A 21,152-nucleotide genomic window follows, 5' to 3' on the forward strand; every position below is an offset into this window, starting at 1 on the left:
CCATGGCGGCAACCCCGGATCGTGAAAAGGCGCTCGAAGCAGCGCTTGCCCAGATCGACAAGCAGTTCGGCAAAGGATCCATCATGCGCCTGGGTGACGACACTCGGGCTCCCATCGAGGTCATCCCTACCGGATCCATTGCCCTGGACATCGCCCTGGGCATTGGCGGCCTGCCCCGTGGCCGCGTGGTGGAAATCTACGGACCGGAATCCTCGGGTAAGACCACCGTTGCGCTGCACGCCGTTGCCAGTGCCCAGCGCGCCGGCGGCATTGCGGCCTTCATCGACGCTGAGCACGCCCTGGACCCGGACTACGCTGCAAAGCTCGGAGTAGATACGGATGCACTCTTGGTCTCGCAGCCGGATACCGGCGAGCAGGCCTTGGAGATCATGGACATGTTGGTGGGTTCCGGCTCCCTGGACATCGTCGTCATCGACTCCGTGGCCGCCCTGGTACCCCGTGCTGAAATCGAAGGCGAAATGGGTGACTCCCACGTGGGTCTGCAGGCCCGCCTGATGAGCCAGGCCCTGCGTAAGATCACCGGCAGGCTCAGCCAGACCAAAACCACAGCGATCTTCATCAACCAGCTGCGTGAGAAGATCGGTGTCTTCTTCGGCTCCCCGGAAACCACCACCGGTGGTAAGGCCCTGAAGTTCTACGCTTCGGTGCGTATCGATGTCCGTCGTATCCAGACCTTGAAGGAAGGTGCGGACTCCGTGGGTAACCGCACCAAGGCCAAGATCGTCAAGAACAAGATGGCGCCGCCCTTCAAGATTGCAGAATTCGACATCATTTACGGCCAGGGCATCTCCCGTGAGGGCGGCATCATTGATATGGGCGTCGAGCACGGCATTATCAAGAAATCGGGCTCTTGGTTCACCTACGATGGCGATCAGCTGGGCCAGGGCATGGAGAACTCGCGGCGATTCCTCCGGGATAACCCTGAGCTCGCCCAGGAGCTGGAGCGCTTGATCAAGGAGAAGCTCGGCGTGGGCGTCAAGCCGGAGGAAGACTCCCCAAAGCTGAAGGCCGTTGACGGTTAGGAGAGGGCCGGATCCGGAGTCCTCCGTATCCGCCGATCCCGAGCCTGATCCCGAGTCCGTGGCGCGTGCCATCGTCCTGAGGCAGTTGACGATGGCGCCGCGGAGCCGGCTCCAGCTTTCCCGCAAGCTCGCGGAACGCAATGTGCCCGAGGACGTGGCCGAGGCAGTCCTGGACCGGTTCGAAGAGGTTCAGCTGATTGATGATGCTGAGTTTGCGAGGATGTGGGTCCGCAGCCGTTCGCAGAGCAAGAAGCTAGCTAAAGGCGCACTTCGCCGCGAACTCACGGACAAGGGAATCGAACTGGACGCAGCCGAAGAAGCACTGTCGCAGCTCAGCGATCAGGATGAAGAAGTGGCTGCTCGTGAGCTTGTTCAACGCAAGCTGCGTCCCGGCGTCGATCTGGCTGATCGCGCAGAACGGGACAAGTACACCCGTCGTCTGGCGTCGATGCTGGCACGGAAGGGCTACGCCCCCTCCATGGCCTTTAGGATCGTCGGTGAGGTGCTGGCAGAAGCCGGTACCCTTGAGTAGTGAGTTTGACCATTCCTTCCCCAACAGTTTCCGCCACTCCTTCGGCTGAGCCCCGGACCTATCAGGTCCGCACGTTCGGCTGCCAGATGAACGTCCATGATTCAGAGCGCATGGCGGGACTCCTGGAGGACGCGGGGTACGTGCCTGCGGACGGTGAGCTCGCTGACGTGGTGGTCTTCAACACCTGCGCTGTTCGGGAGAATGCGGACAACAAGCTCTACGGCAACCTCGGCCAACTCCGGCAGGTCAAGGCGGCGAACCCCGGCATGCAGATTGCTGTAGGTGGCTGCCTGGCCCAGAAGGACCGTGAAACCATCGTCAAGAAGGCGCCATGGGTTGACGCCGTCTTTGGTACCCACAACGTTGGCGCCCTGCCCGCGCTGCTGGACCGTGCCCGGCACAACAATGAAGCACAACTTGAGATCCTCGAGTCTCTGGATGTCTTCCCTTCAACTCTTCCCACTAAGCGGGACTCTGTCTATGCGGGGTGGGTTTCCATCTCCGTGGGCTGCAACAACACCTGCACGTTCTGCATTGTGCCTTCGCTCCGCGGCAAGGAAAAGGACAGACGCCCCGGAGAAATCCTCGCCGAGATCCAGGCGCTCGTGGATGATGGCGCTGTTGAAGTGACGCTCCTCGGCCAGAACGTCAACTCTTACGGCGTGGAGTTCGGGGATCGGCAGGCTTTCTCCAAACTCCTGCGCGCATGCGGTGAAATCGAGGGCTTGGAACGCGTCCGCTTCACCAGCCCGCACCCCGCAGCCTTTACCGATGACGTCATCGACGCCATGGCTGAGACGCCCAACATCATGCCGCAATTGCACATGCCCTTGCAGTCCGGCTCAGACAAAGTCCTCAAAGACATGCGGCGTTCCTACCGCTCCAGCCGGTTCCTCGGGATTCTGGACAAGGTTCGCGATCGGATTCCCAACGCAGCCATCACCACGGACATCATCGTCGGGTTCCCAGGCGAAACTGAAGAGGATTTCCAGGCGACCCTGGACGTCGTGGAGAAGTCCCGTTTCGCCTCAGCCTTCACCTTCCAGTACTCCAAACGGCCCGGCACGCCGGCCGCAGACTTGCCTGACCAGCTTCCGAAAGCCGTGGTGCAGGAGCGTTTCGAAAGGCTGACAGCCCTCCAGGACCGCATTGCCGCTGAGGAGAACGCCAGGCAGCTGGGCCGGACGGTTGAAGTGCTGGTGACGGCCCAGTCAGGGCGTAAAGCCGAGGAAACCCACCGCTTATCGGGTCGGTCCAAGGACCAGCGCCTGGTGCACTTCTCCGTGCCGTCCGGCGCAGATACTCCCCGTCCCGGTGACTTTGTGACGGTCACCATCACGGAGGCTGCTGCTTTCCACCTCGTGGCGGATCCGGCCACAGCTGGGGACTATGTACTGCGCCGATCCCGTGCCGGCGACGCCTGGGATCGTTCCCAAGCTGAGTCCTGCGGTGTTCCTTCACCGGGTTCGGCCTCAAGCAAGGCCGGAGTGTCCCTGGGCATGCCGTCGCTGCCTGCTCGTCGCGCCTGACGTCGGACCAGGATCACGTGCCTACCTCCACCCAGGACGCTTCCCTGCCGGTCATTGCAGTGGTTGGGCCCACCGGTTCCGGAAAGTCGGACCTGGGCGTCAACCTGGCCCTCGCCCTGAACGGTGAGGTCATCAACGCGGATGCCCTGCAGTTTTATCGCGGAATGGACATCGGAACAGCCAAGATCAGCGTGGAAGAGCGCAAGGGCGTGCCCCATCACTTGCTGGACACCATGGGTGTCACTCAAGAGGCAAGTGTTGCGGACTTCCAGGCGGACTGCCGTAGAGCCATTGGGGAAATCCGTTCACGGGGAAAACGCCCTATCCTGGTGGGGGGATCCGGTCTGTACGTCCGCGCCGCACTGGACGTCCTGGAGTTCCCCGGCACCGATCCCGTCATCCGTAAGGCCCTTGAAGAAGAGTATGACGCGCACGGCCTCGCGACGCTGCGAACCCGTCTTGAGGACGTCGATCCCGTGTCGGCAGCCCGTGTAGGTGACGCGCGGCGGGTGATCCGGGCGCTTGAAGTGCACCAGTTGACCGGGCGCCCTTTCAGTTCGTTCATGCCGCAACGCGAGTATTTTCAGCCGGCAGTGCAGATCGGGCTGTCAGTGGACCGTGAGGTGCTGAGGGAACGGTTGGCCCTGAGGGTCCATCGGATGGTGGAGGCTGGTCTGCTTGACGAGGTTGAACGGCTTGATGCTGCAGGGCTCCGGAAGGGCAAGACCGCGTCCCGCGCTTTGGGGTACGCGCAGTTCCTGAGGGTCCTGGACCATCAGACCGACGTGGGTGCCGCGTCAGAGGAAACCATCGTGGCCACGAGGCAGTTCGCCAGGCGTCAGCTCACCTGGTTCAGGGCTGACCCCCGGATCACCTGGCTTGACTGGCAGGATCCCCACCTCGTGGCCAAGGCCGTCGCCACCGCTTCGAGCCGGCAGCCCTGATTTCTGGCCGAACCAGCGTGGAAGGTAGCCTAGTGGCATGGATGAAACCCCTGCAGTTCCCGCCCAGCAGTCCGAAGCTGCCGGTGCTACCGTGACCGCCTCAAGCCTTGCTGGCCTCACGTTTTCCAAGGGCCATGGAACGGGCAACGACTTCGTCCTGATTGCCGACCCCGGTGATGCCCACGAGATCACCCCGGAGCAGGTTGCCCGGTTGTGCGACCGCCATGTAGGCATTGGTGGGGACGGTCTTATCCGCGCTGTTCCGTCGCGGTTCCTGCCGGAGGGGCGGGACCTCCTGGAGCAGGATCCGGACGCCGAATGGTTCATGGATTACCGCAACGGTGATGGTTCCCTCTCGGAGATGTGCGGCAACGGCGTCCGCGTCTTCGTGCACTTCCTGATTGCCGAGAAATTGGTGGATCTTGGCCCGGGTGAAACCCTGACCATCGGCACCCGTGGCGGGGTCAAGAAAGTGGTCCGGACGGCCAACGGGTACGCCGTGGACATGGGCCCCTGGGAGTTCATCTTCCCCAAGGAAGCCACCACCAAGGCCATGGACGCGCTGGTCAGTGCGGACGGCCTGGAGGTAGCCCGGCCCGGCCTCTCAGTCAGCATGGGCAATCCCCACACTGTGGTTGCTTTGGCTGAACTCAAGGAGCTGTCGGCCACGCAATTGTTCAAGGCGCCGGTGGTCGATCCCAGGCCTGCCAACGGGACCAACGTTGAATTCGTTGTTCCGGCCGAACCGTTGGTTGAAGACGGCGTCGGCACCATCACCATGCGCGTCCATGAGCGCGGCGTGGGGGAGACCCAATCATGCGGCACAGGAGCCTGCGCCGCCGCCGTCGCCATTCGTCACTGGGCCGGCAACACAGCGCCGAACGACTGGCACGTCAACGTGCCGGGCGGCGTCGTGGGTGTTAAGTTCTTCCCCGGTGCAGGCGGCCGCGAACATGTAGAGCTCAGCGGCCCGGCCGTGATCGTGGCTACTGGGACGCTTTCCTGACCCGAATGATCCTGAAGGACTTGGACGTGCTCTCCCGGCCCACCGTGTAGGTCTTGTCCAGCTCACCGGCGAGCCACCGCTGGAGGGAGTCCGAGCCGAGGTTCTTTTGAACCACCAACCAGGCGTTTCCTCCCGGGGCCAGGCGCGGCAGCCATGTCAGCAGCAGGGTGTGAAGCTCGTCCTTACCAATCCGGATGGGCGGGTTGGACCAGATGGTGTCGAACTCGACGGCGGGGTCTACCTCGTGTGGCAGGCTGGCCGTCACGTTCTCCAGGCCCAAGGCAGCCGCGTTCTCATTGGTCAGCGTGACACACCGCTCGTTGACGTCCACGGCGTGCACCTTGGCGTGGGGCGCCATCAGCCCCAGCGTCAAGGCAATGGGACCCCAGCCGCAGCCGATGTCCAACAAGTTTCCCTGGGGTGAAGGCGGCGGAACTTCGGAGAAAAGTATGGCAGTGCCCTTGTCCACTCCGTCGGGGCTGAAGATGCCGGAGGAGGTCTGCAAGTGGCGTGTGGCTCCAGCGAGTTCCACCGTGAGTGGCTTTCTGGTGAATGGTCCGGCCGGTTGGGCGGTGAAATAGTGTGCAGACTCCATAATTTGCCAGATTAGTTGGCTATCGGCGCCATGGGAAACTGCCGGCCCCGAGGGGTGGCTTGACATTGGATGATATTGTGAAACGCATGTTCTTGATCTTCGAATAATAACGCCGCAACCCGCCTGAGTACTCAGGCGTCACACGGCACCGCCCGCGATGCAGCCCGGTACTTGGTAGTTCTGCCAAGCCCCGGTCTTTCCGCCAGGCAGGTCCCACCGGCACCTCCGTTGACCCGCTTTCCCCGTCACGGATGTTTTGAAGATCACACCCTCCAGCCCAGCCCTTTGAACCGCCAGCATCCTGCGCGGGGTCCAGCTAAGCCGGCAGTGCAATCTCCAGATGGCCAGGAACCTCCGCGCGGATCCCACCACGCCAGATCACAGCAACCGCCGACCATTCCAATGGCGGCCGTTCAGCACAGGAGGCCCTCTTTGGCCCATGCCCGTCAGCCCAGCGCGAATAGCGCCCCATCGAACAGCAAACAGCACTATTCTGGAATAGCCGAACAGTCTAAGGAGACCATGACCACCCAGAAGCACTCCGGATCCGATTCCGACGCCCAGGACATGAGTCCTGAACAAATCCAGGCCGTCATCGACCGGATTCTTTCCAAGGATGTACCTGCCCAGGCATCCGATGACGACGATGCCGGTGGCGTGTTCGGCAAGGCGCAGGCCATTTCCACACTTGACCAGGAACACAGCATCTACGACGGCGACCAGGAAGACCTGGCCGAACGCCGTGCGCTGCGCCGCACCGCTGGCTTGTCCACGGAACTCGAAGACGTCACCGAGGTCGAATACCGGCAGCTGCGCCTTGAGCGCGTTGTCCTGGCCGGCCTCTGGACCGAAGGGACACTGGTCGACGCCGAAAATTCGCTCCGCGAGCTCGCTGCCCTGGCAGAGACTGCCGGTTCGGAAGTCCTTGACGGTTTGGTGCAGCGGCGAACGAAGCCGGACCCGGGGACCTTCCTGGGGTCGGGCAAGGCCCAAGAGCTCAAGGACATCGTTGCCGCCACCGGTGCGGACACCGTAGTGGTGGACACCGAGCTGGCTCCTTCCCAACGCCGTGGCCTTGAGGACATTGTCAAGGTCAAGGTAGTGGACCGCACCACGCTGATCCTGGACATCTTCGCCCAGCATGCCAAGAGCCGTGAAGGCAAAGCCCAGGTTGAGCTTGCCCAGCTGGAGTACCTGCTTCCGCGCCTCCGTGGTTGGGGTGACTCCATGTCCCGCCAGGCCGGTGGCCAGGTGGGTGGAGCAGGTGCAGGCATGGGCTCGCGTGGTCCGGGTGAAACCAAGATCGAACTGGATCGCCGTCGCATCCGCACACGGATGGCCAAGCTTCGTCGTGAAATCGCCGCGATGAAGCCGGCCCGCGAGACCAAGCGCGCCAACCGCCGTCGTAATGCCGTTCCTTCCGTCGCGATCGCCGGATACACGAACGCCGGCAAGTCTTCGCTCCTGAACCGCCTCACTGATGCTGGTGTGCTGGTGGAGAACGCCCTGTTCGCCACCCTGGATCCCACCGTTCGTAAAGCCCAGACTCCGGATGGCATCGGCTACACGTTGGCGGACACTGTGGGGTTTGTCCGTTCGCTGCCGACCCAGCTGATTGAGGCGTTCCGCTCCACGTTGGAGGAGGTGGCGGATGCAGACCTGATCCTGCACGTAGTGGACGCCTCGCATCCTGATCCTGAAGGCCAGATCGCTGCTGTCCGGGCTGTCTTCACAGAGGTGGATGCCCGCAAGGTGCCCGAGATCATCGTCCTGAACAAGGTTGATGTCGCAGACCCCTTCGTGGTGGAACGCCTTAAGCAGAAGGAACCCCGCCACGCGGTAGTCTCCACTCGTACGGGCCAGGGCATTGCAGAGCTGTTGGAAGACATCAGCCAGTCCATTCCCCGGCCGGGCGTACGCCTGGAGCTGCTCATTCCATACGACCGTGGTGAAATGATCAGCAAACTGCACAGCTCCGACTCGGAAATCCTCACCCTCGAGCACGAGGAAAACGGAACCCGCGTTGTTGTCATGGTCCGCGAGGGACTGGCAGCCGAACTGGAGCCGTTCGTCACCAATGGTTGAGAAGGTGGCGGCGGACGCCGTCGAGTCGTTGGGGGAGAAGACCACGCTCGAGTTGTTGGACCGGGCTGTTGCCGGCATGGGCGGTCAAAGCCGTGCCGGCCAGCACGAGATGGCCAAGCATGTCACCAGGGCCATCGAAACCGGGGAGCACCTGCTGGTCCAGGCGGGAACGGGAACAGGGAAGTCCTTGGCGTACCTGATTCCGTTGATCGCGCATTCGATGGACAGCGACAAACCGACTTTGGTGTCCACCGCCACCTTGGCACTCCAAACGCAGATTGTTGGCCGGGACCTTCCCCGGCTGCTGGAGACCATTAACCCGGCCCTTGAACGCCCCGTTAACGTGGCGCTCGTCAAGGGCAGGGCCAACTACGTCTGCCGGCAAAAACTCGAAGGCGGGTTCCCCAGTGAGGAACCATCCGAGGGACAGCTGTTTTCGCTGGGCGAGGACACCAGTGTCCCGCACTTTGCTGCGTCCATGGGGGGACCGCAATCACAGCTGGGCAAGGAAGTGGTCCGGCTTCGCGAATGGGCCGAAAAGACCACCACCGGCGACCGTGACGAACTCATGCCCGGCGTCACGGACCGGGCATGGCGGCAAGTCTCCGTGACGTCCATGGAGTGCCTCGGCGCGCAGAAGTGTCCCCTCGCCGAGGAGTGCTTCAGTGAGTTGGCGCGGTCCCGCGCTGGCGAGGCCGACGTCGTAGTCACCAACCACGCCATGCTGGCCGTCAGCGCCTTCGAAGGGCTGGCTGTGCTGCCCGAATACGACGTCGTGGTAGTCGATGAGGCCCACGAACTGCAGGACCGGGTGACGGGCGCGGTGTCAGGCCAGTTGTCCGTTGCCATGGTCCACGCGGCGGCGTCCAGCGCGCGCAAGCACACCGCCATCACCGTGGATGCCCTCAATGCTGCGGCCGATCGTTTGGATATGGCTATAGCGGGAGTGCCCAACGGGCTCCTGCCCAGCGGGCTCAATGACGAACAGCTCGACTGTCTGGACCAACTGAGGGAAGCCACACGCGCAGCATTGTCGGATTCGAAGACGGATTCTTCCAACGCGGTCGACGGCGGCAGGCAACTGGCGCGCTCACGGCTCATGCTCATACTGGAGCTGTGTGAGCGGATGCTCGCGGCCAAGGAGAACCGGGAAGTCGTGTGGTTTTCCCGCAACAGCACTTTCGATCCCCAGCAGGGATACTCGCAGCCCGACGAGACCGCTCCGGCCCTGATCAACATCGCACCCCTGAGTGTGGCGGGACGCCTGCGTGAAGGTCTCTTTGCCGGTCACACAGTGGTGCTGACTTCCGCCACTCTGGCCATCGGTTCGGCTTTCGAACCGGCCGCAGGGGGCCTTGGACTGATTGGCGACGGAGCACCAAGCTGGACCGGGATCGATGTCGGCTCGCCCTTCGACTACCCCAAGCAAGGTGTCCTCTACGTGGCCAAGCACTTGCCAAAGCCTGGACGTGGAACCTCACCCGAGGCCCTGGACGAGTTGGAAGACCTCATCCGCGCTTCCGGTGGGGGAGCGCTGTGTCTCTTCTCCTCGCGGCGAGCGGCTGAGGAAGCCGCCGATGCCATGAGACTTCGACTCGACGTCAGTATCCTCTGCCAGGGTGAATCCACCATGGCAGCACTGGTAAAGCAGTTCGCTGACGAGCCCGACACCTGCCTCTTCGGCACGATGTCGCTATGGCAGGGTGTGGATGTCCCCGGTGGTTCGTGCCGCCTTGTGGTCATAGACCGAATCCCGTTCCCGCGTCCGGATGACCCGTTGATGACTGCCCGTTCGCGTGCCGTGGCACAGTCGGGTGGGAACGGGTTCATGGCTGTATCGGCAACGCACGCTGCCATTCGTCTGGCCCAAGGGGCCGGCCGGCTCATCCGTTCCACCGGAGACAAAGGAGTTGTGGCGGTCCTTGACTCCAGGCTCTCAACAGAACGCTACGGGGGCTTCCTCAGGGCAGCCCTGCCGCCGTTCTGGGCGACGACGGACAGAACCGTGGTGCGGGGCGTGCTGGAGCGCCTGGGCCCGGCCAAAGCCTCCTAGAGGGAACGCAGGACCGACACGACCTTGCCCATGATGGTGGCTTGGTCGCCGAGGATGGGTTCGTACTGGGTGTTCTGCGGAAGAAGCCAGGTGTGCCCGTCGCGCTGGCGGAAGGTCTTGACGGTTGCTTCGTCGTCCAGCAGGGCGGCAACGATGTCGCCGTTGATGGCGTCGTTCTGCCTGCGGACTACTACCCAGTCGCCGTCGCAGATCGCGGCATCGATCATCGAGTCGCCGGCTACTTTCAGCATGAAGAGCTCGCCGTGTCCTACGAGTTGCCGGGGCAGGGCAAGCACGTCCTCCACTGTCTGGTCAGCAAGGATGGGGCCGCCGGCAGCGATCCGACCAACCAGCGGGACCATGGCAGTATCGCTGGCGCTGGCAAGCTCGGTCACGGCAAAGCCGCCCGTGCTGCGGAGGGTGGTGGGTGCTTCCACTCCTGGAATGGGTCCGCCATCGAGGGTCAAAGGCATGAGGACTTCCATGGCCCGGGGGCGTTTGGGATCTCGGCGGAGATATCCAAGCTTCTCCAGCTGGGAGAGCTGGTGCGTGACGCTCGACAGGCTGGCCAGGCCCACGGTGTCACCAATTTCACGCATGCTGGGCGGATAACCGTTGTCATTGACGGACCGCTGGATGGTTTCCAGAATCTTCTTCTGACGGACAGTCAGGCTCTTGGGACTCTTTTGAGGCTGCTGGCTCCGCAGGGGTGCCCCGCCGCCGGTGGCTTTCGCTGCCATGTTCGCCAATGCCTTTCCATTCCGCCCGGAGTGTGCCCGGGGTTGTCGGGTCTGCAAAAAATGTCAGACCCTCCTGTTCCACTGAAACAGTGCTGTTTCTTCACTCAAACGTAGGGCAGCCACAGGCGTTTATCAAACATTTGTTCTAGCGAGTCTCGACACCGTTCGTTGATAAGTGCTAAAAATGTCATAGCAAGGTTCGAATATGTGTTCTATAAACCTGACGCTGACTCCGGATGTTCGAACGAAGTGTTCGAACTGACGGAGTTGGGCGGGGGAACGCAAAGAATTGGCAGCCATGTACCGGGTTCCGGCGCACGGCAATAGCTCAGAAGGGCTCAGCTCATGTCCGCAATCACTACGTTCGCTGATTTCCGCACCACCCAGGCGCCTGCGCGTCTGCGCCTGACCCGACGGGGACGGATGGTCTTCTTCGGCATCCCGGCCATGCTGCTGGTGGCGGCACTGCTGAGCCTGGCTGGATTTATCACGTCACCGGCCAAGGCCTCGGATTCCCAGTCGCAGCTCCAGCCGCCCGTCGCTGTCACTGTTACGGTTCAGCCGGGACAGTCGCTGTGGGGCATCGCCGGAGCCGCTGCTCCTGAGCGGGATCCGCGCGATGTCATTACTGAGATCATCCAGCTCAATGACCTCCGTGGCGGCCGCATCCAGCCCGGTCAGCAGCTTTTCGTGCCCGCAAATTAGTACGTTGCATCCCCGCGTGAGCCGGCCGCCGGGCGTCACAGTTAGTCGGCATTCCCGGCAGCCCCTTAAACTGTGGTGGTGAGTGACCAGCTTGAGCGACTAAACCGACTACCCCTCCGGACCAACCTGCGTGGACTGAGCCCTTACGGCGCTCCGCAGCTTGATGTCCCCATTTTGCTCAATGTCAACGAAAACACCCATGGTGTACCGGCTGATGTGCAGGCAGCCATCACGGAAGCCGTTGCTGCTGCGGCCACAGGACTGAACCGTTATCCGGACCGGGAGTTCACCGAACTTCGTGAAGCTCTGGCCGAGTACCTTGGACACAATCTCACCCCGGACAACATCTGGGCAGCCAATGGCTCAAATGAGGTTCTGCAGCAGATCCTCCAAGCATTTGGCGGACCCGGCCGGAAAGCACTGGGATTCCCGCCTACGTACTCCATGTACCCCTTGCTGGCCAGTGGCACGGACACGGAATACGTCCGCGGAGTCAGGGCTGACGACTACGGCTTGGACGCTGCCTCCGCTGCTGCGCAGGTTCGCGAAGCACGTGCCAACATCGTGTTCCTGTGTTCGCCCAACAATCCCACGGGAACAGGTCTGGGGCTGGACGTCGTTGAGGCTGTTTATGAGGCAGGCGAAGCCAGCCAGGCCATAGTGATCGTGGACGAGGCTTACCACGAGTTCGCGCACGACAATACCCCGAGCGCCCTGACCTTGTTGCCGGGGCGCGAGCGTCTGATCGTTTCCCGCACCATGAGCAAGGCTTTTGCCCTCGCCGGTGCCCGGCTGGGCTACATGGCTGCAGCTCCCGAGGTCACGGATGCCATTCGTCTGGTCCGCCTCCCTTACCACCTGTCGGCTGTTACCCAGGCAACCGCCCTGGCTGCGCTCAGCCACCGGGAAGCCCTCATGGCAGACGTCGAGGACATCAAGGTCCAGCGCGACCGCATTGTGACCGAGCTCCTTCGCATGGGCCTGAAACCTGCGGAATCGGACTCCAACTATGTCTTCTTCGGCGGACTCAAGGATCCTCATGCGATCTGGCAGGGCCTGCTTGACGCCGGCGTGCTGATCCGCGATGTCGGGATTCCGGGCCACCTCAGGGTCACTGCGGGAACCGAACCGGAAACCACGGCCTTCCTCGAGGCGCTGGAAGCGCTGCTGGACGGCCGGGCGTCACGGCCCGCCTAAACTTGTCCATAGACCCAACCCACTCTTCGTGTATAAGGACGTCCCAATGAGCGAAACCGGCGCCACGCCGTCCGCTGCCCGCACCGCGCGCATGGAGCGCACCACCAGCGAATCCTCCGTCCTGGTGGAGATCAACCTGGACGGATCAGGTGTCTCGGACATCAGCACCTCGGTTCCGTTCTACGACCACATGCTGACGGCGCTCTGCAAGCACTCGTTGATTGACATGACGGTGAAGGCCACCGGCGATACCCACATCGACGCCCACCACACCGTTGAAGATGTTGCCATCACTTTTGGCGAGGTGCTGCGCACCGCTTTGGGTAACAAGGCAGGCATCCGCCGCTTCGGCGAAGCGACTGTTCCTTTGGATGAGGCCCTCGCCCACGCTGTGGTGGATGTTTCCGGCCGCCCGTACCTGGTTCACGGCGGAGAGCCGGCCGGCCAGGAGTACCACTTGATTGGTGGTCACTTCACTGGTTCGTTGACCCGCCACGTTTTTGAGGCCATCACCCTGCACGCCGGGATTTGCCTCCACATGAACGTTCTCGCCGGCCGCGATCCCCACCACATCGTGGAGGCCCAGTTCAAAGCCTTTGCCCGGGCACTCCGTGCTGCAGTGGAATCCGATCCCAGGGTCGAGGGCATCCCCTCCACCAAGGGGGCATTGTGAGCGGTCAGGTCCTGAAGGACGGGGCAGTGGCCGACACCATCGCTTCGGTCAAGCCCGAGTCCCCGGAAGGCAAGCCCACCGTCACGGTGCTCGACTATGGTTCGGGCAACGTACGTTCGGCTGTCAGGGCACTGGAGCGTGCCGGCGCCCATGTAGTGCTGAGCTCCAAGCCTGAGGACGTACTCAATGCCGACGGACTGGTGGTTCCCGGCGTCGGTGCTTTCGAGACCGTCATGAAGGAACTCAAGGCCGTTGATGCCATCCGGATGATCGGACGCCGCGTTGCCGGCGGCCGGCCCGTGCTGGCCATTTGCGTCGGCTTGCAGGTCCTGTTTGAAGCCGGTGTGGAACACGGCACCGAGTCCGAAGGCATGGCCGAGTGGCCCGGCAAGGTGGAGCTCCTGCCCGCTCCCGTTGTCCCGCACATGGGGTGGAACACCGTGGACGTCCCGGAAGGCTCCAAGCTTTTTGCCGGCGTCGAGAAGGAGCGTTTCTATTTTGTGCACTCGTACGGTGTGCAGGAATGGAACTTCGATGTTGTGCAGCCCCGCATGGCCCCGCCGCAGGTGACGTGGTCCGAGCACGGCGCACGGTTCATCGCCGCCGTGGAAAATGGCCCGCTGTGCGCTACCCAGTTCCACCCGGAAAAGTCGGGGGACGCCGGGGCGCGCCTGTTGCGGAACTGGGTGGACGGCCTGAAGAAGACCACCACTCCAGCAGCCGAAACCTCCGGAAGCGGTGCCGCCTAGATGTGGTCTGTTGTTCTTATGGGCCTTGCCGGCGTGCTGGTGGGCGGCGGTATTTCCTTCCATCAGCAGAAGAAGCCCCGCTGGGTTTCGATCTCTTTCTACGTGCTGGCAGGGTTGTCCCTGCTGGCCGCCTACCTCCTGACGCTGCCCGGTAACTGAGCCGGTCACCAAACACCCGCGTCAAACCTCGAACTCAAGGACCCACATGACCACCTCTGCCCAGCCCGTTCTGGAACTCCTGCCCGCCGTCGATATCGTTGACGGCCAGGCAGTCCGCCTCCTCCAAGGAGAGGCCGGCTCGGAGACCAGCTACGGAACGCCTCTGGAAGCAGCCTTGAACTGGCAGAATGCCGGTGCTGAATGGGTTCATATGGTGGACCTCGACGCCGCATTCGGGCGCGGCAACAATGCCGACCTCATCAATGAGGTAGTGAAGCAACTGAACGTCAAGGTAGAGCTGTCCGGTGGCTTGCGCGATGACGAATCGTTGGAGCGTGCCCTGGAACTGGGTGTCGCGCGGGTGAATCTTGGCACGGCAGCGCTGGAGAACCCCGAGTGGACCCGCAGGGCCATTGACCGCTTCGGTGACAAGATCGCCGTCGGACTTGATGTCCGGGGTACCACCCTTGCCGGGCGGGGCTGGACCAAGGAAGGCGGCGACCTTTGGGAGGTCCTGGCCCGCCTTGAGGATGCCGGTTGCGCGCGCTACGTCGTCACGGACGTCACCAAGGACGGAACCCTGCAAGGGCCCAACGTGGAACTGCTGCGGCAGATGGTGGAGAAGACCGGAAAGCCTGTTGTCGCCTCGGGAGGCATTTCCAGCCTCGAGGACCTCCGCGTCCTGCGTGAACTCGTGCCGCTGGGCGTAGAGGGTGCGATTGTGGGCAAGGCACTCTATGCCGGTGCCTTCACGCTGCCCGAAGCCCTGGACGTTGCCGGTCGTCGCTGATGCCCCACGACGCCGAACACCCGCACGGTCACCAAGGCCACCCCGGTGCGGGCAGCCGGCACTTGCCGGGCCACATTGCTGCCGCCCTGGCCGGGGCCGGGGGAGCGACTGACTCTGCCGGGCAACCGTGGGCAGGCAGGAGCCTCAGTGGGGACGACGCCAGGATCCATAACTTTGAGGACGACGACGGAACAGCCGACGCCGGCTACGTCACCGCGATTGCCGCGTTGATCAACGGCACCGGAACCGAGGCCCATGTTGTCGCCTCGCTGGCTACTGCGCGGGTGTTTGTTCCCGTTGTTGCGCAGTTGGCAGAGGAAGCCCTTGGCGTTGACGGACTGCATGCCGACAAGCAGGCGGATATGGCTTTGGTCACACTCCAAGCGCCCGATGGGCGCAAAGCCATGCCTGTCTTTACTTCGGCGGCTGCGCTGGAGGCTTGGCATGGGGAAGCCCGTCCCGTGGCGGTTTATGCTGCCCGCGCTGCTCTTTCCGCGGTCTCCGAGGGTGCGCAGTTGCTGGTGTTGGATCCAGGATCGGACTTCACGTTCGTGGTCCGACGCCCGGCCATGTGGGCCCTCGCCCAACAGCGGGACTGGACGCCGTCATACCTTGATGATCAACTGGAGTCTGCTCTCGCTTCAACCGTGTCAGCTTTCCGGACCGTGCGGCGGCTGGAGACGCAGCCCGGCGCAGGCGTTGCGTCGTTGACGGCTGACGGACGGACGGTGTCCGGCGGTGGTTCGGGTCCCGAGTTGCGGGTGGTGCTCTTCCTCGAAGATGGCCTCGACGCTGTGGCCGTGCAAACGCTGGTGGCGCAACTCAATGAGGCGTGGGCGCGGATGGATTCCTTCGCTGAGGGTGTTGACTCCATTGAAGTGAAATTGCAGCGTGCGGCGCAGGAGCCTGGGACGCACTAATGGCAGCCGGTTCCCCGGTCTGCCCCGGGGGAACAAGAGGATTTAGCCAGTGAATTTCGCTCTCTACAAGGAGATGCTGTCCATCCGCCCTGTCCGGCGCTTGCTGGTGGTGGGCATGATCGCCCGTATTCCGCATTCTGCGGCCGGCGTTCTCCTCACCCTGCATATCGTCCTGACCTTGGGCCAGGGCTACGCAGCCGCAGGGGCAGCAGCGGCCGTGATGACCATTGGCATCGCCTTGGGCGCGCCGTGGCGGGGCCGCAGGGTGGATATGGTGGGCCTGAGGAAGGCCCTGATCCCGTCGGTGGTCTCCGAGACCGTGATCTGGTCGATCGTCCCGCACGTATCTTATGAGTGGCTTCTGCCGTTGGTCTTTGTCGGCGGGCTCTTCACCTTGCCGATCTTCAGTGTTGTACGTCAGTCACTGGGCGTCATGGTGGAGGGGGAACAGCGCCGGTCTGCGTTCGCCCTCGATTCCATCGCAACTGAACTCGTCTTCATGATAGGTCCGGCCGTTGGCGCCATTGTTGCCACAAGCGGTCACTCGGCGATAGGCCTGACTGCGGTAGGTATCTCGGTCTCCGTGGCTGGACTCTTCCTCATGTGGTTCAACCCGCCAACGCGAAGCGAAGCGGCCTGCACGCCGGAGGAGTCCGCGGACCGGGCCGCAGCGGATCTCGCTGCCGCTGAAGCGGCCATGGTGGCCTCGGCGCCGGCCCATGTCCAGGAAGCGGCATCGGAAATGGCGCCCTCAACGTCGCGCAGTGCAGCCCTCCGAAGCCGCGTCGCCAGGAATTTCACGTGGTTCACTGCATCCGTGGCTGCCCTCTTCACGGTGGCGGCCGGTTCAGGTATGGTGCTCAGCGGCTCGGATGTGAGCATTGTCGGGTTGCTGGAGCGTGGCGGGCACGAGAATGAAATTGGCATCGTGTTCTTCTTCTGGTGCGCCTCATCCGTGGTCGGCGGACTGATCTACGGGTCCATGAAGCGCTCCATTTCGCCCATGTTGCTGCTGCTGGGCATGGCCGCCCTGACCATCCCCATGGGATTTGCCCAGGACACCTGGACCCTGGCTTTCCTGTCACTCCTGCCGGGCTTGTTGTGCGCACCCGTCCTGTCCGCGTCGTCGGAGAAGGTCGCCGACCTCGTGGACGAGGAACGCCGCGGCGAAGCAATGGGCTGGTACGGCTCTGCCCTGACGGCCGGCGTTGCGCTGGGCGCCCCTTTGGCCGGCGTTTTCATCGACGCCGTGGGCCCTTCAGCTGGATTCGCGGCCATCGGTTCGGCAGGCGTTGTGCTCTGTATTGCAGGCCTGGTCCTGACTTCCTTGCGTCGACGCGCGGCCCGCGTCTGACACGCCAAGCGGAAGAAGCACGACGGCGGGTCGACCACATGTGGTCGACCCGCCGTCGTTGAAACCTGTGGCAGTTGCCGGCTAGTTCACCGGACCGGTGAACTTTTCGCCGGGGCCCTTGCCCGGGGCGTCGGGAATCAGCGATGCCTCGCGGAAGGCCAACTGCAGTGAGCGAAGCCCATCGCGCAACGGGCCGGCGTGCTGTGAGCCGATTTCCGGGGCAGCTGCGGAAACAAGGCCGGCAAGGGCTGTGATCAGCTTGCGGGCTTCGTCGAGATCCTTGAGGTCCTCGGCGTTGGGGTCATCCGCCAGGCCTACCTTCACGGCAGCTGCGCTCATCAAGTGAACGGCGCCAGTGGTGATGACTTCTACGGCCGGAACTTCAGCGATGTCGCGGATCTGCTGGGAAACCCCGGCATCAGCGGCAGGGGAAGCCGCGTTTTCGCTGTAGGAGTTGCGGGAATTGCTGTCTTCAGTGCTCATACTGGTAAGCTTGTCACAGACCGACTGGAAGTCGTTATTCACGGCCAACATCAGCAGTAATGCTCCCGCCTCGTGCAATGTGCGCTTGGCGGGTTGTTTCTGTAGAATTGTCTTTCAGTTTGCAAGCGGAGTTCTCTCCCACCCGCGTCAGCCGTTTCCCTTCAGGGACATGATCCCTTTCGGGACAAGAGGTTGCCGGGTACCTGGTCGGACACGTGGGTGGCACAGTCACCCATAGTGCGTACTTCCCGTAAGGGGAGTGCAGCCGATCTTCGAGGCCTTCGATTGCACCAGCAATTGGGGGCCTTCTCTATTTGCCGGTGATATCACCACAACCACAGGAGCTTTAACATTAGCGAGCCAAGAATCAATGAGCGTATCCGCGTCCCCGAGGTGCGGTTGGTCGGCCCTGCCGGCGAACAGGTAGGAATTGTCCGCATCGAGGACGCCCTGCGTCTTGCTGCCGAATCCGATCTCGATCTCGTTGAAGTTGCCCCGCAGGCTAAGCCTCCTGTTTGCAAGTTGATGGACTTCGGCAAGTACAAGTACGAGGCTGCAGTCAAGGCCCGCGAAGCCCGCAAGAACCAAACCAACACGGTTCTGAAGGAAATTCGCTTCCGCCTCAAGATCGACAAGCACGACTACGAAACCAAGCGCGGCCACGCACTTCGCTTCCTCGGTGCCGGTGACAAGGTCAAGGCCATGATCCAGTTCCGCGGTCGTGAGCAGCAGCGTCCGGAGATGGGCATCCGCCTGCTCCAGAAGTTTGCTGAAGATGTTGCCGAGGTTGGCATCGTTGAGTCCAGCCCGCGCATTGATGGCCGCAACATGGTCATGGTGATTGGTCCGCTGAAGAACAAGGCTGAAGCAAAGGCAGAAGCCCGCCGTGCCGCCCAGCGTGCAGAAGCCAAGGCCCAGAATGAGGCCAAGGCGTCGGGACACGTGGACACCACTGGTGACCAGGCTCCCCTGACGCAGTCCTTGGGTGACCTTCTTCCGGCCGGCCTGCTGGCTGGTCAAGACGAGACCACGCAGGAAACTGTGGAGGCTCCCGAGGTTGAAGCAGCCGTTGCCGAAGAGGCTCCGGTTGTTGAAGAGGCCCCGGTAGTTGAAGAGGCAGTGGCGGTCGAGGAAGCTCCTGTTGCAGAGGAAGCTCCGGCGCCTGTTGTCGAAGAAGCACCTGTAGTCAAGGAAGCCCCGGCTCCCAAGGCTGAACCGACCAAGGCAGCACCTGCAAAGGCTGCACCGGTTGAAAAGGCTCCGGCAACGAAGGCTGCTCCGGCCGAAAAGGCTCCGGCGGCGAAGGCTGCCCCGGCCGAAACGCCGAAGCCTGTGGTTCCGGCCGCTCCGAAGCCCGCGGTTCCTGCGGCTCCGAAGCCCATGGCCAAGCCGGCAGCTCCCAAGCCGGCAGCTCGGCCCGCGGCCCCCAAAGCCGCGCCGAAGCCTGCTTCACGCAAGACCAACTAACTAGTTCAACGCCGCGGAGGCTCCGCCTCCACCGGCAAGCAACCAGCATGCCGGCCCTCGCAGGCCGGCTGCGCGAAAGAATCGCGGACTTGTCCGTGGATACGTAAGGAGATCGGTTCCCATGCCGAAGATGAAGACCCACAGCGGTGCTAAGAAGCGCTTCAAGCTGACCGGTACCGGCAAGCTGAAGCGTCAGCAGGCCAACCGCCGTCACTACCTGGAGCACAAGTCCTCCAGGCTGACCCGTCGCCTCGCCGGTGACAAGCTCGTCTTCAAGGGCGATGCCAAGGTCATCAAGAAGATGCTCGGCGTCTAAGTTCCAAGTTCTTTGGTTGCTGCCATCCGGCAGCGGCCGACTACACCAAAAGCCTTCTCAGGCCGGCCGGGATTCCGGCAGTAGCAGCTTGGGATAAAGATTTCTGAAGGAGTACGCACGTGGCACGTGTGAAGCGGGCGGTAAACGCCCACAAGAAGCGCCGGGTTGTCCTCGAACGCGCCAAGGGTTACCGCGGTCAGCGTTCGCGCCTGTACCGCAAGGCCAAAGAGCAGCTGCTGCACTCGTTTGTGTACAGCTACGGTGACCGCCGTAAGAAGAAGGGTGACTTCCGTCGCCTCTGGATCCAGCGCATCAACGCTGCATCCCGCGCCAACGGCCTCACCTACAACCGTCTCATCCAGGGCCTGAAGGCCGCTGAGGTTGAGGTTGACCGCCGCATGCTGGCCGAGCTGGCTGTCTCTGACGCCAACGCTTTCGCCGCTCTGGTGAACGTTGCCAAGGCTGCACTTCCGGCTGACACGTCCGCTCCGGCTGCCAAGGCCGTAGCTGCTCCGAAGGCTGCAAAGGTTGCTCCGGCTGCCGCTACGGCAACGGCTGTCAAGGCTGTCGTTTCCGAGAAGCCCGCCATCGATGGCGCAGTTGCCGCTGATGGCGACGAGGCTCCGGAAGGCTACGCCATCAAGGGCAACGCCGAGTCCAAGAAGTACCACGTTCCGGGTTCCACCTGGTACAACACCACCGCTGCTGAATACTGGTTCTCCACCGTTGAGGCTGCAAAGGCTGCCGGCTTTGAGCCTGCAGGTGGCGAAGCCCGCCAGCAGATCAAGAACTAGTCGCAACAGCCACTAAAGTTCTTTATATGAACGAAACCGGGCGCCCGCAAGACTTTTCGATGACCAACCCCCGAGCTGATCGGGTGAGGGATGTCGCCAAGCTTGCCGGGCGCCCGGCGCGTTTAAAACGCGGACGCTTCCTCGCGGAAGGTCCGCAGGCGGTACGCGAGGCGTTGAGCCTGCACCGTGAGCGCACCGCGGCGGGAGGCCCCGCCGTCGTGCATGAAGTTTTTGCCAGCGAAGCGTGCCTGGACCGTCTTCCGGAACTTGCAGACCTCGCCCAGGGAATGCCGCTCCGGCTGGCAAGCGACGAAGTCCTGGCCGCCATGGCGGATACGGTCAACCCGCAGGGGATTGTGGCCGTGTGCAGTTTTGTGGACGTCACCCTGGAATCAGTGCTCGACGCCGGTCCGCGCCTGATCGCGGTCATGTGCCAGGTACGGGACCCCGGCAACGCCGGCACGGTCCTTCGCGCTGCTGATGCGGCCGGTGCTGATGCCGTGGTCCTGACGGGATCGAGCGTGGACATCTACAATCCCAAAGCTGTCCGATCCACCGCAGGTTCCCTGTTCCATCTCCCAGTGGTGCTTGGAGCCGATGTTGAGGACCTCGTGGAGCGCTGCAGGGATCTCGGTATCGGTGTCCTGGCCGCGGACGGCTACGGGACCGTCAACCTGGACAAGCTCCAGGACGAAAATGCTGCCCGGAGGCTCGGGAACGGTTCTGTAGCCTCTGAGTACGCTCTTGAGGCGCCTACAGCGTGGCTGTTCGGCAACGAGGCGCAGGGTTTGTCAGACGCCGAGTTGTCGCTCGCTGACCACCGCGTGGCTGTGCCCGTCTACGGGGCGGCTGAGAGCCTGAATCTGGGCACAGCTGCCACCGTGTGCCTCTACGCCAGTGCACGCTCCCAGCAGGGCGCCACAGTGGGGAATGCGTAAACAGCGCGGCGCCGGGTACGGCAGGTTGTGCGAAATCGGCCGATGACGACTCTCCTGGGTGCTGGTTCCAGCACCCGCAC

22 protein-coding genes are annotated in these 21,152 nt (G+C 62.9%); 19 read left to right on the forward strand and 3 right to left on the reverse strand.

The annotated features are described in order from the left end of the window. The first annotated feature begins 2 nt into the window (after positions 1 to 2). The 5 genes from recA to dapF are packed head-to-tail and all read left to right on the forward strand — an operon-like array spanning position 3 to position 5,054. Complete coding sequence (gene recA / locus CGK93_RS08220; protein ID WP_089594401.1) at positions 3 to 1,043, forward strand: recombinase RecA; 1,041 nt, start codon at positions 3 to 5, stop codon at positions 1,041 to 1,043. Further along, entirely contained in the window at positions 1,033 to 1,575 is a 543-nt protein-coding gene (locus CGK93_RS08225; RefSeq protein WP_089594402.1) for a regulatory protein RecX, read from the forward strand. Before recA ends, CGK93_RS08225 begins: the two co-directional genes overlap by 11 nt. Next, positions 1,575 to 3,104, forward strand: a complete 1,530-nt coding sequence (miaB, locus tag CGK93_RS08230; protein WP_089594403.1) for a tRNA (N6-isopentenyl adenosine(37)-C2)-methylthiotransferase MiaB — start codon at positions 1,575 to 1,577, stop codon at positions 3,102 to 3,104. Before CGK93_RS08225 ends, miaB begins: the two co-directional genes overlap by 1 nt. Positions 3,105 to 3,121: 17 nt before the next feature. Then, positions 3,122 to 4,048 (forward strand): tRNA (adenosine(37)-N6)-dimethylallyltransferase MiaA, encoded by a 927-nt coding sequence (miaA, locus tag CGK93_RS08235; protein ID WP_089594404.1) that lies wholly within the window; start codon positions 3,122 to 3,124, stop codon positions 4,046 to 4,048. Positions 4,049 to 4,085: 37 nt separating this feature from the next. Then, positions 4,086 to 5,054 carry a diaminopimelate epimerase gene (gene dapF, locus CGK93_RS08240; protein WP_089594405.1) on the forward strand — a complete coding sequence of 323 codons (969 nt, stop codon included), beginning with the start codon at positions 4,086 to 4,088 and terminating at the stop codon, positions 5,052 to 5,054. Here the strand turns inward: dapF and CGK93_RS08245 are convergent. Further along, positions 5,035 to 5,649: a class I SAM-dependent methyltransferase gene (locus CGK93_RS08245; protein ID WP_089594406.1), complete on the reverse strand. Its 615-nt coding sequence runs from the start codon at positions 5,647 to 5,649 to the stop codon at positions 5,035 to 5,037. The two genes, dapF and CGK93_RS08245, sit on opposite strands and share 20 nt — an antisense overlap. A gap of 522 nt (positions 5,650 to 6,171) precedes the next feature. Here CGK93_RS08245 and hflX point away from each other — a divergent pair. Then, a complete protein-coding gene (gene hflX / locus CGK93_RS08250; RefSeq protein WP_089594407.1) occupies positions 6,172 to 7,734 on the forward strand; it encodes a GTPase HflX in 1,563 nt (520 codons plus the stop codon). Beyond that, the gene (locus tag CGK93_RS08255; protein ID WP_089594408.1) at positions 7,727 to 9,787 is read left to right on the forward strand and encodes an ATP-dependent DNA helicase; all 2,061 of its coding nucleotides are present in this window, start codon (positions 7,727 to 7,729) and stop codon (positions 9,785 to 9,787) included. The genes hflX and CGK93_RS08255 overlap by 8 nt, the downstream gene beginning before the upstream one ends. On the opposite strand, the gene lexA is transcribed toward CGK93_RS08255, so the two are convergent. After that, positions 9,784 to 10,527: a transcriptional repressor LexA gene (lexA, locus tag CGK93_RS08260; RefSeq protein ID WP_089594409.1), complete on the reverse strand. Its 744-nt coding sequence runs from the start codon at positions 10,525 to 10,527 to the stop codon at positions 9,784 to 9,786. The genes CGK93_RS08255 and lexA overlap by 4 nt on opposite strands. A 345-nt stretch (positions 10,528 to 10,872) precedes the next feature. Here lexA and CGK93_RS08265 point away from each other — a divergent pair, with 345 nt between their 5' ends. The 8 genes from CGK93_RS08265 (at position 10,873) to CGK93_RS08295 (ending at position 17,074) form a co-directional block, all read left to right on the forward strand. Continuing rightward, entirely contained in the window at positions 10,873 to 11,232 is a 360-nt protein-coding gene (locus CGK93_RS08265; protein ID WP_089594410.1) for a LysM peptidoglycan-binding domain-containing protein, read from the forward strand. Positions 11,233 to 11,310: 78 nt separating this feature from the next. Continuing rightward, positions 11,311 to 12,429, forward strand: a complete 1,119-nt coding sequence (locus CGK93_RS08270) for a histidinol-phosphate transaminase (RefSeq protein ID WP_089597298.1) — start codon at positions 11,311 to 11,313, stop codon at positions 12,427 to 12,429. Between the two features lie 46 nt (positions 12,430 to 12,475). Continuing rightward, entirely contained in the window at positions 12,476 to 13,102 is a 627-nt protein-coding gene (gene hisB / locus CGK93_RS08275; protein WP_089594411.1) for an imidazoleglycerol-phosphate dehydratase HisB, read from the forward strand. After that, entirely contained in the window at positions 13,099 to 13,851 is a 753-nt protein-coding gene (hisH, locus tag CGK93_RS08280) for an imidazole glycerol phosphate synthase subunit HisH (RefSeq protein ID WP_089594412.1), read from the forward strand. Before hisB ends, hisH begins: the two co-directional genes overlap by 4 nt. Then, positions 13,852 to 14,010: a hypothetical protein gene (locus CGK93_RS23800; protein WP_198318392.1), complete on the forward strand. Its 159-nt coding sequence runs from the start codon at positions 13,852 to 13,854 to the stop codon at positions 14,008 to 14,010. Positions 14,011 to 14,056: 46 nt separating this feature from the next. Further along, a complete protein-coding gene (gene priA / locus CGK93_RS08285) occupies positions 14,057 to 14,800 on the forward strand; it encodes a bifunctional 1-(5-phosphoribosyl)-5-((5-phosphoribosylamino)methylideneamino)imidazole-4-carboxamide isomerase/phosphoribosylanthranilate isomerase PriA (protein ID WP_089594413.1) in 744 nt (247 codons plus the stop codon). Further along, the gene (locus CGK93_RS08290; RefSeq protein WP_089594414.1) at positions 14,800 to 15,720 is read left to right on the forward strand and encodes an SseB family protein; all 921 of its coding nucleotides are present in this window, start codon (positions 14,800 to 14,802) and stop codon (positions 15,718 to 15,720) included. The genes priA and CGK93_RS08290 overlap by 1 nt, the downstream gene beginning before the upstream one ends. Positions 15,721 to 15,769: 49 nt before the next feature. Next, on the forward strand, positions 15,770 to 17,074 hold the full coding sequence (locus tag CGK93_RS08295) for an MFS transporter (protein WP_089594415.1): 1,305 nt from the start codon (positions 15,770 to 15,772) through the stop codon (positions 17,072 to 17,074). Positions 17,075 to 17,155: 81 nt separating this feature from the next. Here the strand turns inward: CGK93_RS08295 and CGK93_RS08300 are convergent, their stop codons facing one another. Further along, a complete protein-coding gene (locus tag CGK93_RS08300; protein WP_089597300.1) occupies positions 17,156 to 17,557 on the reverse strand; it encodes a DUF1844 domain-containing protein in 402 nt (133 codons plus the stop codon). Positions 17,558 to 17,950: 393 nt separating this feature from the next. Between CGK93_RS08300 and infC the strand changes: the two genes are divergently transcribed. The 4 genes from infC to CGK93_RS08320 all read left to right on the forward strand — a co-directional run bounded on the left by infC (position 17,951) and on the right by CGK93_RS08320 (position 21,072). Continuing rightward, entirely contained in the window at positions 17,951 to 19,024 is a 1,074-nt protein-coding gene (infC, locus tag CGK93_RS08305; protein ID WP_232481581.1) for a translation initiation factor IF-3, read from the forward strand. A 121-nt stretch (positions 19,025 to 19,145) separates the two neighbouring features. Continuing rightward, on the forward strand, positions 19,146 to 19,340 hold the full coding sequence (gene rpmI, locus CGK93_RS08310) for a 50S ribosomal protein L35 (protein ID WP_011774324.1): 195 nt from the start codon (positions 19,146 to 19,148) through the stop codon (positions 19,338 to 19,340). A gap of 119 nt (positions 19,341 to 19,459) precedes the next feature. Beyond that, on the forward strand, positions 19,460 to 20,134 hold the full coding sequence (gene rplT / locus CGK93_RS08315) for a 50S ribosomal protein L20, sunset domain variant (RefSeq protein WP_089594417.1): 675 nt from the start codon (positions 19,460 to 19,462) through the stop codon (positions 20,132 to 20,134). Positions 20,135 to 20,160: 26 nt separating this feature from the next. Beyond that, positions 20,161 to 21,072: a TrmH family RNA methyltransferase gene (locus CGK93_RS08320; RefSeq protein WP_089594418.1), complete on the forward strand. Its 912-nt coding sequence runs from the start codon at positions 20,161 to 20,163 to the stop codon at positions 21,070 to 21,072. Positions 21,073 to 21,152 lie beyond the last annotated feature (80 nt).

This window comes from Arthrobacter sp. YN (assembly GCF_002224285.1).
Taxonomy (GTDB): domain Bacteria; phylum Actinomycetota; class Actinomycetes; order Actinomycetales; family Micrococcaceae; genus Arthrobacter.

Bases quoted from the DNA above. Each gene is read 5' to 3' on its own strand.
- recA (WP_089594401.1), top strand. From the start codon at position 3: ATGGCGGCAACCCCGGATCGTGAAAAGGCGCTCGAAGCAGCGCTTGCC.
- dapF (WP_089594405.1), top strand. From the start codon at position 4,086: ATGGATGAAACCCCTGCAGTTCCCGCCCAGCAGTCCGAAGCTGCCGGT.
- CGK93_RS08245 (WP_089594406.1), bottom strand. From the start codon at position 5,649: ATGGAGTCTGCACACTATTTCACCGCCCAACCGGCCGGACCATTCACC.
- hflX (WP_089594407.1), top strand. From the start codon at position 6,172: ATGACCACCCAGAAGCACTCCGGATCCGATTCCGACGCCCAGGACATG.
- CGK93_RS08255 (WP_089594408.1), top strand. From the start codon at position 7,727: ATGGTTGAGAAGGTGGCGGCGGACGCCGTCGAGTCGTTGGGGGAGAAG.
- lexA (WP_089594409.1), bottom strand. From the start codon at position 10,527: ATGGCAGCGAAAGCCACCGGCGGCGGGGCACCCCTGCGGAGCCAGCAG.
- CGK93_RS08265 (WP_089594410.1), top strand. From the start codon at position 10,873: ATGTCCGCAATCACTACGTTCGCTGATTTCCGCACCACCCAGGCGCCT.
- hisB (WP_089594411.1), top strand. From the start codon at position 12,476: ATGAGCGAAACCGGCGCCACGCCGTCCGCTGCCCGCACCGCGCGCATG.
- CGK93_RS23800 (WP_198318392.1), top strand. From the start codon at position 13,852: ATGTGGTCTGTTGTTCTTATGGGCCTTGCCGGCGTGCTGGTGGGCGGC.
- priA (WP_089594413.1), top strand. From the start codon at position 14,057: ATGACCACCTCTGCCCAGCCCGTTCTGGAACTCCTGCCCGCCGTCGAT.
- CGK93_RS08290 (WP_089594414.1), top strand. From the start codon at position 14,800: ATGCCCCACGACGCCGAACACCCGCACGGTCACCAAGGCCACCCCGGT.
- CGK93_RS08300 (WP_089597300.1), bottom strand. From the start codon at position 17,557: ATGAGCACTGAAGACAGCAATTCCCGCAACTCCTACAGCGAAAACGCG.
- rpmI (WP_011774324.1), top strand. From the start codon at position 19,146: ATGCCGAAGATGAAGACCCACAGCGGTGCTAAGAAGCGCTTCAAGCTG.
- CGK93_RS08320 (WP_089594418.1), top strand. From the start codon at position 20,161: ATGAACGAAACCGGGCGCCCGCAAGACTTTTCGATGACCAACCCCCGA.